Raw genomic sequence first — 15,966 nt, forward strand, 5'->3', positions numbered from 1 at the left:
CGCAAGTGAGTGCAGCCCGCGCGAGCCGCGCCGGTACCGCTACGGTACCGGCTTCCGATAACCCGCCGATCTCAGAGGGTTTCGTTGAGCGCCTTGATCGGCATCTTCAGCTCGCCGAGCAGATCCAGGTCGGCCTCGGCGGGTCGGCCCAGCGTGGTCAGGTAGTTGCCGACGATGACGGCATTGATGCCGCCGAGGATGCCCTGCTTGGCTCCCAGATCGCCGAGGGTGATCTCACGGCCGCCCGCGAAGCGCAGGATGGTGCGCGGCAGCGCCAGGCGGAAGGCGGCGACGGCACGCAGCGCATCGGCCGCGGGCAGCACCTCGAGGTCACCGAACGGGGTGCCCGGACGCGGGTTGAGGAAGTTCAGCGGCACCTCGTCCGGCTCGAGCGAAGCCAGGTCGGCGGCGAATTCCGCGCGCTGCTCCAGGGATTCGCCCATGCCGAGGATGCCGCCGCAGCAGACCTCCATACCGGCCTCGCGCACCATGCGCAGGGTTTCCCAGCGCTCGTCGTAGGTGTGCGTGGTGACCACGTTCGGGAAGTGCGAACGCGCGGTCTCCAGATTGTGGTTGTAGCGGTGCACGCCCATGGCGGCCAGCTGGTTCACCTGATCCTGGTTGAGCATGCCGAGCGAGCAGGCGACCTGGATGTCGACCTCATTGCGAATGGCCTCGACGCCCGCGGCGACCTGCGCCATGAGCCGCTCGTCCGGGCCGCGAACCGCTGCCACGATGCAGAATTCGGTCGCACCGGTCTTGGCGGTCTGCTTGGCGGCCTCGACCAGGCTGGGGATATCCAGCCAGGCGGCACGCACCGGCGACTGGAAAAGGCCGGACTGGGAACAGAAGTGGCAGTCCTCGGGGCAGCCGCCGGTCTTGAGCGAAATGATGCCCTCGACCTCGACCTCGGGGCCGCACCACTTCATGCGGACATCGTGGGCGAGTCCGAGAAGTTCCTCGAGCCGGTCGTCGCCGAGCCGCAGGACCTCGAGAGTCTGCTCCTGGGTCAGGCCGACGCCGCCCTCGAGCACCTGCTCACGAGCGATCGCGAGGATGTCTTCGCCGGTGGTGGCGTCTGCTTCGGAGCTGACGGTTGCCTGGGTCATGGCGTACGAATCCCTTCGTCCGGCCGGGTGTGGCCGAGCAACTTGAACGGTGTTCAGGGTAGGCTAGCAGCCGAGAACGTGAGCCGGAACACGAGAGGGTCGGATTTTTCAGTGCAACTTCACAGCACCGATGTCGTCGACGGGGCGATCGGCATTCTCGACCAGTACGGACTCGCCGATCTGACCATGCGGCGGCTGGCCGGATCCCTGCACGTGCAACCCGGGGCGCTCTACTGGCACTTCCCCAATAAGCAGGCGCTGCTCGGGGCGGTCGCGGACCGCATTCTCGCGCCCATGGACGAGCCGGTCGAATCCGACGAATGGTCCAAGCAGATCACCGAATTGGCGCACCGGCTGCGCTCCTGCCTGCTCGCCTACCGCGACGGGGCCGAATTGGTCTCCGCCACATACGCTTCGCGGCTCACCACCAGCAAGGGGCGGGAACGCTTGGCCAGCGCGGCCATTCGCGCGGGCATGACCCGCGAGGAGGCCGACCTCGCGGCCTTCACGCTGCTCTACTACGTCCTCGGCCAGACGGTGGACGAACAGTCGCGCATCCAAATGGATTCCGCCGGTGCGCTGACCGAGGAGAACTCGCCCCTCTACGACACCACCGACGCCACGGCCCGCTTCGACTTCGGCCTCCAGCTCTTCATCAGCGGCGTCCGCCACCTGCTGGGCACCCGCGTGCGCTGAGCCTCGCTCCACCCTTTCCGGCTCTTCACCCACGTGATCGCGTGGGTGAAGAGCCGGAGTCATGTGCGGAGTCGGGAGGCTGTACAGTTATTGGCAATCGTTTTCAATAACTGTGAGATCGGAGCTGCCGGTACTGCTCTGGCAATGCCACCGCTACCCGCCCGAGTCGGACGAATCGGGCAGGGCGGTAGAGTGCCTGGCGTCAACCTTGGTGGGTGCGGGAATCCGGTGTGAATCCGGAGCGGTCGCGCCACTGTGACCGCGGGCCTCGGCTCGCGGAAGTCAGACCTCCCCCACCGAGCAGATCTCTGGAGAGGCCGCGACTTGCCGATGGAGCTTGTTCGATGACCCGTGTCCGGGCATCGATAGCCCTGCCCGTACTCGGGCTGCTGTTACTCGGCGCGATGATCGTCGCCACCGGGTTCGGAGCCGAAACCGTCCCGTTGCATGCCGTGGTGGACGTATTGCACCGGCGCATAACCGGACTCGCGCCCACCGACCTCGGCCGCGACACCATCATCTGGCAGCTGCGGGTGCCCCGCACCGTGCTCGCCGCGATCGTCGGCGCGGGCCTCGCCGTGGCCGGGGCCGCCATGCAAACGCTGGTGCGCAATCCCCTCGCCGACCCCTACCTGCTCGGAGTGTCCTCCGGCGCGGGCGTCGGAGCCGCCGCCGTCATCACCTCCGGTCTCTTCGCCGGGGCCGGACTCTGGGCGCTTTCAGCCGGAGCTCTAGCCGGTGCTCTGATTGCCGCGGCGGCCGTCTTCCTCATAGCGGTGGCGCAAGGCGGCATCACCCCGCTCCGATTGGTGCTCACCGGAACGGTTCTCGGCTCGGCCTTCGCCGCCCTGAGCAGCTACCTCATCTTCCGCAGCAGCGACCCGGCGGCCGCCCAGTCCGTCCTCTTCTGGCTACTGGGCAGCCTCTCCGGCGCGGACTGGACCCGAATCCTCCTACCCGCCTCCGTAGTAGGCCTGAGCACCCTCGCCCTATTCCTCGCCGCGAACTGGCTGGACGCCCTCAATCTGGGACCGGACGCCGCCGCCTCGGTCGGAGTCCCCGTGCGCGAGTTACGAATCGCCCTCTTCATCCTCCTAGCCATCCTGGTAGGCGTCCTGGTAGCGGTCTCCGGCGGCATAGGCTTCGTAGGCCTGGTAATCCCCCACGCCGCCCGCCTCCTGGTAGGCCCCCGCCACCGCCTCCTCCTCCCAACCTCCGCCCTCTGCGGAGCCCTCTTCCTGGTAGTCGCCGACGCCGCCACCCGAGTCCTGGTCCGCCCCACCGAAATCCCGGTAGGCGTCCTCACCGGCCTCATCGGCGCCCCAGCCTTCCTCCTCCTCATGGGCCGCCGCCGCTACCGCTTCGGTGCCGCATGACCCGAGACATCACCGCACCCGGCCCGGACCATCCGGCCCGCACCGGAACCGCGGCGGCCACAGACGACACCACCGCGGAGCAGCCGGAAACCAAGGCCGCAAACGGACAACTCGGGGTCGACGTACTCGGAACCAACGACGCCGCGATTGCGCGAAGGCGACTGCTGCCCTGGGCGTTCGGGGCGAAGCGGGCGTCAGCGCCGACTACGGCCGGGCACACGCACGCGGCGGCGGGCGGACTCGAGGTGCGCGGGCTGGCGTGTACGGCGGGGAGGCGGACGGTGCTCGCCGATGTGGGGTTCTCGGTTCGGGCCGGGGAGACGATCGGAATTGTCGGGCCCAATGGGAGCGGAAAGACGACTCTGTTGCGGACGCTGGCCGGGCTGACGCGGCCGGTGCGGGGGGACGTGCGCGTCGGGGGGCAAGTGCTGCATCGGGTTTCAGCTCGGGAGCGGGCTCGACTCGTGGCATTGGTGGGGCAGGATGAGCAGCCGCCTGCGGATCTGCTGGTGGGGGAATTGGTGGTGCTGGGGCTGACGCCGTATCTGCCGCCCTGGGGTGCAGGCGGGCCGGGGGAACGAGAGGCGGTCGAGAAAGCCCTGGGGGCAGTGGATCTCGCGGGGTTCGCCGGGCGGGCGGTGAGCAGGTTGTCGGGGGGCGAGCGGCAGCGGGTGTTGTTGGCTCGGGCGTTGGTGCAGGACACGCCGCTGTTGCTGCTGGACGAACCTACTAATCATTTGGATATCACGCATCAATTGGAGTTGCTGACGTTGACGCGCGGGCTGGAGCGGACCGTGGTCATGAGCCTGCACGATTTGGCGTTGGCGGACCGTTATTGCGATCGGGTGCTGGTGCTGCATGACGGGGGTGCGCAGCCGCTGGAAGTGCCCGAGATCGCTTTGCGGACAGACATTCTCGACACCGTATTCGGGGTGCACGCCACCCGGGTCATGCATCCGGATAGCGGCGCACCCCATTTGCTGATCACCGCGCGAAAGGCACCGTCTTGAGGCATCTAGCCCGAATCATTTCCGCGACCGGACTGGTCGCTGCGCTTGCCGCCTGCGGGTCGCCGCAGGCGGCTACCGGCGATTTGACGGTTCGTAATTGTGGTGTGGAGCAGCGGTTTCCGTCGCCTGCGCAGCGGATGTTCGTCAATGACGGGAATCTGATCTCGATGGTGCTGGCATTGGGGGCGCAGGATCAGGTGGCGGCGGTGTCGAGCCTGAAGCGGGATGCCGAGACGCTGCGCAAGCATTATGGGGATGCGGTGGATCGGCTGAATTCCGTTGCGCCGGATTATCCTTCGCGGGAGACCGTGCTGGCGCAGCGGCCCGATGTGATGGTCGCGGGGTGGAATTACGGGTATTCGGAGGCGTCGAATCTGACGCCGGAGTCGCTGCGGACCGCCGGAGTCGCACCGTATGTGTTGACCGAGAGCTGCCGTCGGGCCGATGGCGAGAAGGGCATTGTCGATGCCTGGACGGCGCTGCAGACGGATCTCACCGATCTGGGCAAGATCACCGGGCGCACCGATCGCGCGAGCGAGGTCACCGCCGATCTCGAACGACGGCTCGCGGTCCTGCGCGCCGCACCGCAGCCGGAGCGCCGCCCCACCCTGTTCCTGTTCGACAGCGCGTCCGACACCATCATGTCCAGCGGAAAATTCGGTGCGCCACAAGCCATTCTGGATGCGGCGGGCGCGCGCAATGCGCTCGATGATGTGGCCGATACCTGGACGGCGGTGTCGTGGGAGCGGCTGGCCGCGGCCGACCCGGATGCGATCGTCTTTGTCGACTATCCGCCGCAGTCCTTCCAGCAGAAGGTCGATCTACTGCGCGCCAAACCGGGGATCAAGGATCTGCGGGCCGTCACGCAGGGGCGGTTCCTGAATCTGCCGTACGCGCTGTGGACCAGCGGGCCGCTGAATATCGATGCCGCCGAGCAGGTGCGCACGCAGCTGGAACGCTGGAACCTGGTGCCGCACTCGGGTATTCAGCCAGCCTCCGACGATGTCGTGCGCTGATCCACTACCTGGCGGCCGACGAGGGCGTGGCGGAATCCCGTTGAACCTGGCGGACGAACGGGACTATCTGATCGGTGATGACCGTGTTGTATTCCTGGGGACGCTGAATCGGGTTGGCGTGCTGAGTGTTTCGAGTGGTCACCACGAGCAGCGTGCCGCCGACCCCGCCGACCTGCTCGATGAGCACGCGATGCGAGTAGTCGACATCGACGATCGGGTCGCGCCACGCCTCGTGCGGGCGAATGAAAACGATGGCGGGACGCGGCTTGCCCAATGCGGGTTTGGCCAGGGCGCGCAGGTCGTCGATCGCGCCGCCGGACACGATCGCCTTGAACTGGGCTTCGATCAGGCCATTGCTGGCGGTGTCCTGATTCAGGATCTTGTCGCGCAGCACCTGTAGGAGTACCTCCCGGAATTCCGCGCCGCGAATGCCGTACCGGCCGCCGGTGAATCGTTCATGGCGGGCATAGGTTTCGACGGTGAAGCGCAGCAACCGGCTTTCGCGCGCACCGGGAATCCAGCCCATCCAGCGCTGCATGTCCTCGCCTTGATCGCGGCTCTCCGAGCGCACGGCATGCAGGTCCACCGGGGTGCAATCCAGAATCACGCCGAGGACTTTCCGGTCGCTCTCGGTGTGCAGATGGTTGGCGATCTCGAGGGCGATGACCCCGCCCATGCTGTGCCCGACGAGCACCACGTTCCGCGCGTGAGCCGCGGCGGTGACCTTCACGATGAGGTCGGCGATCACCTTGGTGTCGATACCGGTGTTGTCGTAGCGCACCGCCCATACCGAGCCGAGCCGGGTCAGCGCGGGTAGCGAACGCGCGGTATCGCTGGCATCCAGGACCCCCAGCCCGACCAGATCGAAGACCGCGGTATCGGCCGCCTGCGGCTCGGACGGTCCGGCAATGGACAGCACCGCGGGTTCGGTGCGCGCCAGCCGCGCCCGCTCCGGCAGCACATCCCAGGCCAGGTACTGCGAGAAGATCCCCAGCAGCACCAGCGGAATCATCCCGGCCCGCATGAGCGCCAATCGCGGTCGCCGCCAGCGCTGCCAGTCGTGCCCGAGCTGGGTTTCGCGCAGGCGCGCCCGCCGCCGATCATCGTCGTACTCGGCGGCCGTGGACGGATTCGGGTAATCCGGCAGCGCCATACCAAACCACTGTAGGCACCTATTGCGAGGCTTTCAGCGTGCCTACTCGCGCTCGGCTTGTTCGGCGAGGGTGGCGAGCTTGGCCAGGGACATGCGAAAGCCCAGCTCATTGTCCTCCGAGGACAGTCCCGGCGGCAGATTGTCGTGCTGGGCGACGACGCGGGTGCCGCCCGGCGCGTCGGCCAGGGTGTAGGTGATGGTCATCTCGCCGCGTAGTTCGGGATCCTCGGTCTCGAACTCGACCAGCTGCACGACCTCACGGTTGGGCGCGAGCCGCGCGAAATGCCCGTGGAAGGTGTCGGTGTGCGCGGAGGTCTTGCCCTGCGCGGTGGGAATGTCATAGGTGAGCGAGATTCGGAAGCGTCCGCCGACGCGCGGATCGAATTCGTGGATCCGACTGGTCATCCCGTCAGGAACCATCCACGTTCGCACCGACCGTGCATCCAGTAGCGCCCGAAAGACATTCGGGCGCGGTGCGCTCACGAACCACTCGACATGGGTGGAGTTCACCAGCGAGACGATACGCCGGACGAGACGCTTTCATAGCGTGTTCGAATGAGTCCGGCGCGGGTGGTGCGCAGGGTGTGAGCGCCTCTCCGATGCGGGGAGTTGACTGGGCGAGAGCGTCAGTCCGGAACGGGAGAAGGCAGGGTCAACGTGGCGACCGTGCCACCACTCTCGGCGGATCGCAGTGTGACGGAACCGGAATGCGCGCGGGCCACCCAGCGCACGAGCGACAGGCCGATGCCGTGATTGCCGCCCGCACCGGTCGCACCGCGCTCGAACGGGTCGGTCAGCGCGGGATCCAGACCCGGGCCGTGATCGCGCACGGTGACGCGGCCGTCCGCGACGGTGACCTCCACATGCGGACCGCCGTGCACCAGTGCGTTATCGATCAGATTGCGCACGGCCAGCGACAGCAGATCCGGATCTGCCTGCACCACAGTCGGTTCGGTGTGCACCTCGATCTCCGGGCCACCGCATTCGGCGACCACGCCCTCCACCAGTTGATCCAAATGCAGTCGCTGCATGTCGAGCTCACCCAGACCGGTTTCGGTGCGAGTGCGCGCCAGCAGGCCGGTCACCAGCCGTCCCATTCGATCGGTCAGCGATCGCGCATCGGTGACCGCGCGCCGGGTATCGCCCGAATCCCGCAGCGCCGCATCCAGATACAGCCGCAGCGTGGCCAGTGGCGTCCGCAGTTCATGCGAGGCATCGGCCAGGAACCGCTCCTGCTCATCGAGCATCCGCACCGCCGGACGCATACTCACCCCGGACAGCAGATGCCCCGCCAAGGCCGCCAAGGCGATCAACGCCAGCCCGCCGAGCTCCAGCGCCAGCACCAGCCGACCGTGATCCCGCTCGGACTGGGACGGGTCGGCCGCCGCGAAAACCACCGCACTGGGCGTGGATTCGAGATCCCAAACGGGCGACGCCGCCACCCGCACGGATTGCCCGGTGCGATCGGTCTGCGTACTCAGCACGGTCTCCTCCGCCTCGGCCGTCTCCGCCGCGAGCGCACTCAGATCCCCCGGCAGCGCCGACCGCAAATGCCCGAACTTCTCACTCCACTGCCCATCCGGCTCGCGAACCACCACCGCGACGGCGAACAACCCCTGCGCCAAATCATCATCCCGAAACGTCTCGAGATCGATCTTGCCTTCCCCATCCCAATACACCACCCGAGCCAGCCCGGTGACCACCCGATCCACCCCGTCATCGAGCGCCCGATCGCGCGAATGCGAATCAATCGACGCCGCAACGGTTCCGAGCACAATCAGGCAGACCGCCGTCAGCGTGGTGAACAACGCCGTCAGCCACCACCTCGTGCGCCGCAATCGCGCCGGAGTAGCCGGTTGCGCCCGCCGCCCACGATCCCGACGGAGTCGCGGCCAACCCCGGCCGAATCGCTCGCCCCGGTCCGACGATGGCGACTCGGCGAGATCTCCCGCAGGGGCCGCGGAGTCAGACCTACGACGCCCAGTGGGAAAACCGGCGTCAGGGCCGCGCTGACCGGCGCGGACGCCAGACTCATCCCCCACTCTCCCAACGGAACTCGCATGGGTGAGGCCGAGGCGGCCCCGCGCGCGGGCGAGCAGGCCGCCGAGACTCACGGCTGCTGCGCGATCGTGAAGCCCGCACCACGGACGGTTTCGACCAGTGGGGGGCTGCCGAGTTTTCGGCGGAGTTGGGCCACTACGACGTCGACGACGTTGGAGGCGGGTTCGGCCATTTCATCCCAGCAGCATTCGATTAGTTCGGCGCGGGTGACTACGGTGCCAGCGCGGGCAGCCAGGAGTTCGAGGACGCCGAACTCCTTGGGGGTGAGGGTGAGTAGGACGCCTGCGCGGTGGACTCGGCGGCGGGGGCGGTCCACGATGAGGTCGCCGACGACCGTGCGGGTGGGGGCGGGGAGTTCGCGGCGGCGGCAGAGGGCGCCGACTCGGGCGGCCAGTTCGTCCATGGCGAAGGGTTTGATCACGTAGTCGTCGGCACCTTGGGCGAAACCGTCCAGGCGGTCGGCGAGGGCGTCGCGGGCGGTGAGGATGAGGACGGGGGTGCGTTCGCCGGATTCGCGGTGGGCGCGGACCAGGTCGAGGCCGTCGCCATCGGGGAGGCCGCGGTCGATGACGAGGCAGTCGTAGTCGTTGACGGCGATCTTCAGGTCGGCGTCGGCGTAATCGCGGGCCAGATCGACCGCGAAACCGGCCGCCCGCAAACCCGCGGCGATCTCATCGCCGAGGTTTCGATCGTCCTCGCACACCAGCACCCGCACCCGCGTCATTACATCACTCATGCGGCGATCAGCCCCGGGATGGGGCGCGGCGAGCCGGGCAGCACCTCGGTGGCGGGGATGCCGAACCAGCTCTCGGCGATGGTGGCGTAGAACTCGGTCATATCGACGGTGGCGCGCAGATTGTCGTCGGAGTCGAGGTTCTTCAGTGACGGGAGCTCTCCGAAGACGCCGTGGTTGGTGGGGCCGAGCAGCAGCGCGGTTCCGGCGGCACCGTGGTCGAGGCCGTTCGAGCCATTGTCGGGGACGCGGCGGCCGAACTCGCTGTAGGTCGCGATCAGCACTCGATCGGCGATACCGCGATCGGCGAGATCCTGTCGCAGCGCGGCCAGCGAGGCGTCCAGGTCGCTCATGAGGTTCGCATAGCGCGTGGAATGGTCGCTGTGGGTGTCGAAGTCCGCGCCGACCGGCACGTGCACCACGCGCAGACCATGATTGTCATCGGCGAGCAGTCTTGCGGCCAAACGCAATTGGATGCCCAGATCACTGTCGGGATACCCGTCAGCGGCGGGAGACAGCGTCGCCGCCACATCCGAGAAGCGCAGCGCCGCAGCACTACCCGCCCTGGCCGTCGCGATCAGCGGTGCATCGGCGCGATCCGGATGCGCCATGGCCCGCTGCGCCGCCAGCCAGGCGTCACGGACGTTCTCATCCTCGAAAACCGGGAACAGGCCGTCATTTCCGGCATCCACCGACAGCGTGGTGACATGCTCGCAGGCCAGCGCCGGACTGGAGCCGACACCCAGCGCCACCCCCACCGCGGGCGAACTCGCCTCGCCGAGGCGGTCGCACAGTCGGCCGAGGAATCCGGTGTCCGGCCGGGTGGTGCCGTCCGGATCGCCCGTCTGCCAGCGATGCAGCATTTCGAAATGCGACAGATCGGGTTTGGCGATGCCGACCCCGGGAATCACCGCCGCACCGGTCGCCGCGAGCTTGGCCAATTCCGGATGGAACCCGAGCGCGTCATCGATCCGATGCACCTTGTCGGCGGCAATGGCCGTGGCACGCCGCAGATCCCGATAGCGGGAGTCCGTATAGGGCACGGCCATCGACAATCCGTCACTGCCACCGACCATTTCGATGACCAGCAGCCGACGGCGGTCCACTGCCGCCGCCCGCACCGGAGTCGGTGGCCGCCACGGCTGCGCGGTCGGCGACCCGGCCAGCTCGTACGCCGCCAGCCCGCCGACCGCCGCCACGGCACCCACACCGAGCCCGGCGCGCAATATGGTGCGTCGATCCACTGTGACCATGGGATGTCCCTTCTCAGGCAAGCGTGAATTCGGGGGCGGTGAGTACCAGGGCCAGCAGCCCCGTCGCGGCCTGCTCGGCATCGCGGCGAAGTGCGAAAGCCATATCCCGCGCGGCTGTTTCGGTGGCGGGCGTCGGATCGTAGATCCCGGCGCGCGCGAATACGGCGGCCCCCGGATCCTTCGCCGCGGCGATCTCCCGAATGACCGGGGCATCCACCGCGAGCATCGCCCGCGCGACCGCCGCTCCCGGGTCGAGCCAGCGCGCACCCGGCCATCCCGCCACATTCGGCGGATAGAACGGTGACTGCCCGAGCGCGGTCATGGTGCCGAAAGCCAGTTCAGGGTCATCGATTCCGCACACGGCGAAGGCCGCGGTCACCCACTCGACCGGATACCGAGCCCGAGTCCGAACAGCCGTCGCGAACGACCCATCCCGCAGGATCGCCTCCACCAATGGCCGAATCTCCCACCGCGCCTGCGTGAACACCGCGGCAAGCTCATCGACCCGCTGCTCCGAAGCAGGCAGCCCAACCAGGTAGTAATGCAGCTTCGCCGCCACGAATCGCGCACACTCCGGCCGATCGCACAGCACATCGACCACATCGTGCACATTCACCACGCCACGCCCCAGCAGCTGCACGGCCTGCCCGTTCCCGTCCTCCCGTACGAACCCCACCTCCCCGTCCTCCACGGTCCACCCCGCCATGGCCGTCGCGGCCGCCCGCACATCCTGTTGCGAGTAACTCCCCCGGCCGATCGTGAACAGCTCCATCAGCTCTCGCCCATGGTTCTCATTGGGCGCGGCAGCCACCGACCCCGCCCCATCCAGCCACTGCAACATGGCCCCGTCCACCGTCACCGCATGCGCCAACTCCCGAAAATTCCCCATCGCATGCCGCCGCAACACCACATGCTGCCGCCACATCAACTCCCAGGTCTCCACCTTGTCGTGACTGGAAGTGAAGTGCCCATGCCAAAACCACACCAGCTTCTCGTGCACCCCCGCCCCCGGATCCCGCATGAGCCCCAACCACCGAGCCACCGGCCCATTGGCCCCGGCCTCGACATCCTCGTCGAATTCCGGTGTCACCGGACGCAGCGCCTTGGCCCCCAAAGCCCACTCGACAGCCCCCGCCGCTCCCCGCCCCACCAAGCCCTCCGCCACCCCCGGAAACGGCCCAAAGGTAGTGCGCCGCAAAACATGCGCCACAGCAGCCAGTTCATCCACCCCACCACCCTGGCACCCCACCCATTAGGAATTCATGAGCCCAAGATCAAGCAGCACTAATAGCGGCGAACCCGACAATTTCCCACCACCACAGCTCCCTCATCACGAATTCGCCCAGCGGGACCAAGCACCCGCACCAGCCGCGCGGCCCACCCCATCGTGCGCATCAGGCGCGAGGGAGCACTGGTGGCGGGGAATCGGACGAAATCCCACCACCACAGCTCCCTCACCGTGATTTGCCGTGGGTGCGCGCGAAGGTGCTGGGTTCGTGTGAGTGGGCGGCCGGACGAGATGGGGTGACGCTGCGACGACGGATTCGCGGGTGAGGGTCTCAGCTGTGGGGGTTGAGGTGGCGAGTGATCCAGTCCGGGTCGAACCAGGTGGGGGCGGTCGCGGTGAAGTCATCGGGGGTGCGGCGGGCTGCGCCCTCGGGGATTGCGCCGACCAGGTCTACGCCTGAGACGGCGGGGAGGTCGGTGCGGTTGCATTCGGCGGCGAGGTCGGGGGTGGTGGGCCAGGAGCCGATTACCAGGCCGGGGCAGTGGATGCCGGCGGATTGGAGGGTGCGGGTGGTTAGTTCGGTGTGGTTGAGGGTGCCCAGGCCTGCGGCGGTGACGAGCAGGACTGGGGCGTTCAGTTTTTGGGCTAGGTCGAGGAGGGTGAATTCGCCTATGCGGACCAAGAGGCCGCCTGCGCCTTCTACGAGGGTGAGGTCGGCGTCCGAGGTGGACTCGATGGCTGCGGCGGTTTCGGCCAGGGTGAGGAGGGGGTGGCCGCTGCGGCGGGCGGCCGTGTCGGGGGCGAGGGGGTCGGGGTAGCGGGCCAGTTCGAGGGTGCGGGTGACACCAGTCAGGCGGGTGATTTCGGCGAGGTCGCCGGGTTCGCCGGGGGCTACGCCGGTTTGGGCCGGTTTGCAGACCGCCACCTCGGCACCTGCCGCGCGGGCGGTCGCGGCAAGAGCGGCGGTCACGATGGTCTTGCCGACTTCGGTCGAGGTGCCGGTGATGAAGAGGAGGCTCACTTCGAGGTCACTTCCTGAGCGGGCGATTCGCCGAGAACCGCTGCGGTGAGTCGAATTCGGTGGTCGGACTGGACGCGGCGGCCCTCACGCGAGGACCGGCCGACGGCCACGCGCTTCGGCGAGAACCTCGCCGAGAATTGTTGCGATGGCGGCCAGTTCGGTCTCGGTGAGGTTGGCGCGGGCGGTGAGGCGGAGGCGGGAGGTGCCTTCGGGGACCGAGGGCGGGCGGAAGCAGCCGACGCTGAGGCCTCGGGCTATGCAGGCCTGGGCGGCCTCGTAGGCGATGTGTGCCTCGCCGAGGACGACCGAGACGACGGCCGAATCCGGCTGTGGGACACCGGCTATGCGGGCCAGATCGGCGGCTCGGGCCAGGACGCGGCCCGCCATGCCGGGGTCGCGGCGGAGGATGCCGAGAGCGGCGCGGGCCGCACCGACCGCGGCGGGGGCCAGGCCGGTGTCGAAGATGAAGGTGCGCGCCGAGTCGATGAGGTGGGCTCGGACGCGCTCGCTGGCCAGGACCACACCGCCCTGGGCGGCAAAGGCTTTGGAGAGGGTGGCGGTGATGACCAGGTCGGGTTCACCGGCCAGGCCGTGCTCGTGCACGAGTCCGCGACCGCCCTCGCCACGCACGCCGAGGCCGTGGGCTTCGTCCACGATCAGGACCGCGCCGTTCGCGCGGGTGACGCGGTGCAACTCGTCAAGGGGGGCTAGATCGCCATCGGCGCTGAAAACCGAATCGGTGAGGACCAGCGCGCGTTCCTCGGTGCGCGAGAACAGCAGACGATCGACCGCCGCCACATCGCGATGCGGGGCGATCTCCACCCGCGCGCGGGACAATCGGCAGGCATCGACCAGCGACGCGTGGCTGCCCGCGTCCGAAACCACCAGCGTCCCACGCCCGGCCAGTGCGGTGACCGCGCCCAGATTGGCGGCGTAGCCGGAGGCGAAGACCAGTCCGGCTTCCGCGCCGACGAATTCGGCGAGCTCGGTTTCCAGGAGTTCGTGTTCGGCGGTGGTGCCGGTGACCAGGCGCGAGCCGGTCGCGCCGCCGCCCCAGCGGCGTACGGAGTCGATCGCGCCGTCGATCACCTCGGGGTGGTGCACCAGTCCGAGGTAGTCATTGGAAGCGAGGTCGATGCTCGCCGCCCCGGCCGCGCGCGGTCGTAGTTCGCGGCGCAGTCCGGCGTCCACGCGCTCGGCGGCCCGCCTGTCCAACCAGCTGAGAGGATCGGCACTACTCACAGCTCGGCAGCATACTTGAACGGCGTTCAGGACGGTACCCCGCCCGTGACCGGGGCTATGCTGGAGGTGCTAAGGAGGCTGCGCGATGCCACGATGGGCAATAGTGGTCGAGCAGACGACCGGCTTCGGAGACAGCAAATCCTGGTCCCCGAAGGTCCTCACCGAGGTTGTGGGAACACGCGAACAAGCACTCGCGAAAGTGCCCGACCTCGTTTCGAAATTCATCCCCGATCATCCGAAGCTGATCAGCCGCCGCACCATCCTCCGCGACGGCGACACCTTCATGCTGATCGCCCGGGGCTGGTCCGATGACTACCACTGCGTATTTCGAGTCTGGGAAATCCTCGCGGACAGCGAGAATGCCGACCGCGTCCGAGAGAAACGCGCCAGTGGCTGACCGCCCGACCCGCTGACCCGGCATCCCGTGGGAGACCGCACCCACTACCCCGACACAGCGACCAGGGCGCAAGCACATTCGCGACGAAGCCGATCCCCGGCACAGAGGGCAGCCGGACTCGGCCCGCCGCCATCCGACAGCGCCGCCGATACGACGGAGCATCGCTCCACGCCGAGGGAGCTGTGGTGGCGTGATTTCGTCCGATTCCCCGCCACCAGTGCTCCCTCACGCTGCGGAGCTACGAGTTCGCGCCTGACCTGCGATCCACTCCACCCGTGACTCCTGCTCTCCACCCAGGCAATTGCGTGGGTCGAGAGCGGGAAACGTGAGCAGAGTCGGTGAGTCAGACAGCTGCCGCGGCGACCATGGCTGTGGTGATGCGGGATACGTCTTCGGGCGTGCTGATGAATGGCGGCATGGCGTAGATGAGGTTGCGGAAGGGCCGCAACCAGACTCCGGATTCGACGGCCGCGTGAGTGGCCTTGCGCATGTCCACGGGATGGTCGAGTTCGATGACGCCGATGGCGCCTCGAACGCGAACTTCACTTACGCCCGAGTGGGATTGAGCCGGGGCCAGGCCCTCGAGGAGTTCGGATTCGATGCGGCGGACTTCGGACTGCCAGTCACGGGAGAGCAGGAGTTCGATGGAGGCGACCGCCACAGCGCAGGCCAGGGGGTTGGCCATGAAGGTGGGGCCGTGCATGAGGCCGCCGTGGACCCGGCTGATGGTTTCGGCGATTTCGGAGGTGCAGAGGGCGGCGGCGAGGGTCATGTAGCCGCCGGTCAATGCCTTGCCGACGCACATGACGTCGGGGCGGACACCGGCCTGGTCGGCGGCGAAAAGGGTTCCGGTGCGGCCGAATCCGGTGGCGATCTCGTCGAAGACCAGCAGGACGCCGTGCTCATCGCAGAGGCGGCGGAGGTCGGCGAGGTAGCGCGGGTCGTGGAAGCGCATACCGCCCGCACCCTGGACGACGGGTTCGACTAGGACGGCGGCCAATTCGTGGGCATGGGCCGCGATCAGGCGTTCCAGTTCCGAAACATACTGCGGCTCATAATCCTTCGGCGGGGTGGGCGCGAAGAACTGTTCGGCCAGAATGTCGGTCCACAGCGCGTGCATGCCGCCTTCGGGATCGCACACGCTCATCGGGGTGAAGGTGTCGCCGTGGTAGCCGCCGCGCCAGGTGAGCAGGCGGTGCTTCTCCGGATGGCCGAGCGCGCGCTGATATTGCAGGCACATCTTCACCGCGACCTCGACGGACACCGAGCCGGAGTCGCACAGGAACACCTTGTCCAACCCGTCGGGCGTGAGTTCCACGAGCAGCTGCGACAAGCGCACCGCGGGCTCGTGGGTAAGGCCGCCGAACATCACGTGACTCATCTTCCGCGACTGCGCGAGCAGCGCCGCATCCAGCACCGGGTGCTGATACCCGTGCACCGCGGCCCACCAGGAACTCATGCCGTCGACCAATTCGCGCCCATCGGCGAGCGTGAGGCGGGTGCCGGACGCGGAGGCGACCACCAGCGGTTCGGTGCTGGCCGGGAATCCGCCGTACGGATGCCACACATGCGCCGCGTCGAGGGCGGTGATCTCTTCGGGAGTCAATGCCACGGGATGCCCTTCGTGGGAAGCTTGAACGCCGTTCAAGTTACCACCGGATTCCCGCGGAT

General features: G+C 67.9%; 15 protein-coding genes and 1 riboswitch. Of the genes, 5 read left to right on the forward strand and 10 right to left on the reverse strand.

The features are described from left to right. Nucleotides 1–71: 71 nt before the first annotated feature. Nucleotides 72–1,109: a biotin synthase BioB gene (gene bioB, locus AB0N05_RS31170; protein ID WP_364700465.1), complete on the reverse strand. Its 1,038-nt coding sequence runs from the start codon at nt 1,107–1,109 to the stop codon at nt 72–74. A 111-nt stretch (nt 1,110–1,220) separates the two neighbouring features. On the opposite strand from bioB, the gene AB0N05_RS31175 reads away from it, so the two are divergent. The 4 genes from AB0N05_RS31175 to AB0N05_RS31190 all read left to right on the forward strand — a co-directional run bounded on the left by AB0N05_RS31175 (nt 1,221) and on the right by AB0N05_RS31190 (nt 5,207). Then, the gene (locus tag AB0N05_RS31175) at nt 1,221–1,805 is read left to right on the forward strand and encodes a TetR/AcrR family transcriptional regulator C-terminal domain-containing protein (RefSeq protein ID WP_364700467.1); all 585 of its coding nucleotides are present in this window, start codon (nt 1,221–1,223) and stop codon (nt 1,803–1,805) included. Nucleotides 1,806–2,024: 219 nt separating this feature from the next. Further along, a riboswitch (cobalamin riboswitch) is annotated at nt 2,025–2,094 on the forward strand. A 55-nt stretch (nt 2,095–2,149) separates the two neighbouring features. Continuing rightward, nucleotides 2,150–3,181: an iron ABC transporter permease gene (locus AB0N05_RS31180; RefSeq protein ID WP_364700469.1), complete on the forward strand. Its 1,032-nt coding sequence runs from the start codon at nt 2,150–2,152 to the stop codon at nt 3,179–3,181. Continuing rightward, entirely contained in the window at nt 3,178–4,191 is a 1,014-nt protein-coding gene (locus AB0N05_RS31185) for an ABC transporter ATP-binding protein (RefSeq protein ID WP_364700472.1), read from the forward strand. Before AB0N05_RS31180 ends, AB0N05_RS31185 begins: the two co-directional genes overlap by 4 nt. Then, complete coding sequence (locus AB0N05_RS31190; RefSeq protein ID WP_364700474.1) at nt 4,188–5,207, forward strand: ABC transporter substrate-binding protein; 1,020 nt, start codon at nt 4,188–4,190, stop codon at nt 5,205–5,207. Before AB0N05_RS31185 ends, AB0N05_RS31190 begins: the two co-directional genes overlap by 4 nt. 4 nt (nt 5,208–5,211) lie before the next feature. Here the strand turns inward: AB0N05_RS31190 and AB0N05_RS31195 are convergent, their stop codons facing one another. From AB0N05_RS31195 to AB0N05_RS31230, 8 genes are all read right to left on the reverse strand, one after another. Further along, the gene (locus tag AB0N05_RS31195; RefSeq protein WP_364700476.1) at nt 5,212–6,360 is read right to left on the reverse strand and encodes an alpha/beta hydrolase; all 1,149 of its coding nucleotides are present in this window, start codon (nt 6,358–6,360) and stop codon (nt 5,212–5,214) included. 42 nt (nt 6,361–6,402) lie between these two features. Continuing rightward, a complete protein-coding gene (locus AB0N05_RS31200) occupies nt 6,403–6,870 on the reverse strand; it encodes an SRPBCC family protein (protein ID WP_364700478.1) in 468 nt (155 codons plus the stop codon). 116 nt (nt 6,871–6,986) lie between these two features. Continuing rightward, entirely contained in the window at nt 6,987–8,198 is a 1,212-nt protein-coding gene (locus tag AB0N05_RS31205; RefSeq protein WP_364700480.1) for a HAMP domain-containing sensor histidine kinase, read from the reverse strand. 272 nt (nt 8,199–8,470) lie between these two features. Further along, on the reverse strand, nt 8,471–9,157 hold the full coding sequence (locus AB0N05_RS31210) for a response regulator transcription factor (protein ID WP_364700482.1): 687 nt from the start codon (nt 9,155–9,157) through the stop codon (nt 8,471–8,473). Further along, nucleotides 9,154–10,398, reverse strand: coding sequence for a DUF1501 domain-containing protein (locus tag AB0N05_RS31215; RefSeq protein WP_364700484.1), 1,245 nt, complete (start codon nt 10,396–10,398; stop codon nt 9,154–9,156). The genes AB0N05_RS31210 and AB0N05_RS31215 overlap by 4 nt, the downstream gene beginning before the upstream one ends. A gap of 22 nt (nt 10,399–10,420) precedes the next feature. Further along, nucleotides 10,421–11,656: a DUF1800 family protein gene (locus AB0N05_RS31220; protein WP_364700486.1), complete on the reverse strand. Its 1,236-nt coding sequence runs from the start codon at nt 11,654–11,656 to the stop codon at nt 10,421–10,423. Nucleotides 11,657–11,966: 310 nt separating this feature from the next. Next, the gene (bioD, locus tag AB0N05_RS31225) at nt 11,967–12,656 is read right to left on the reverse strand and encodes a dethiobiotin synthase (protein ID WP_364700488.1); all 690 of its coding nucleotides are present in this window, start codon (nt 12,654–12,656) and stop codon (nt 11,967–11,969) included. An 84-nt stretch (nt 12,657–12,740) separates the two neighbouring features. Then, entirely contained in the window at nt 12,741–13,898 is a 1,158-nt protein-coding gene (locus tag AB0N05_RS31230) for an 8-amino-7-oxononanoate synthase (protein ID WP_364700490.1), read from the reverse strand. Between the two features lie 85 nt (nt 13,899–13,983). On the opposite strand from AB0N05_RS31230, the gene AB0N05_RS31235 reads away from it, so the two are divergent. Further along, a complete protein-coding gene (locus AB0N05_RS31235) occupies nt 13,984–14,295 on the forward strand; it encodes a hypothetical protein (RefSeq protein ID WP_364700492.1) in 312 nt (103 codons plus the stop codon). A 343-nt stretch (nt 14,296–14,638) separates the two neighbouring features. Here the strand turns inward: AB0N05_RS31235 and AB0N05_RS31240 are convergent, their stop codons facing one another. Next, nucleotides 14,639–15,907, reverse strand: coding sequence for an adenosylmethionine--8-amino-7-oxononanoate transaminase (locus tag AB0N05_RS31240; RefSeq protein WP_364700494.1), 1,269 nt, complete (start codon nt 15,905–15,907; stop codon nt 14,639–14,641). Nucleotides 15,908–15,966 lie beyond the last annotated feature (59 nt).

Source organism: Nocardia sp. NPDC051030, from assembly GCF_040683015.1.
In the GTDB taxonomy this organism is placed as follows: Bacteria; Actinomycetota; Actinomycetes; order Mycobacteriales; family Mycobacteriaceae; genus Nocardia.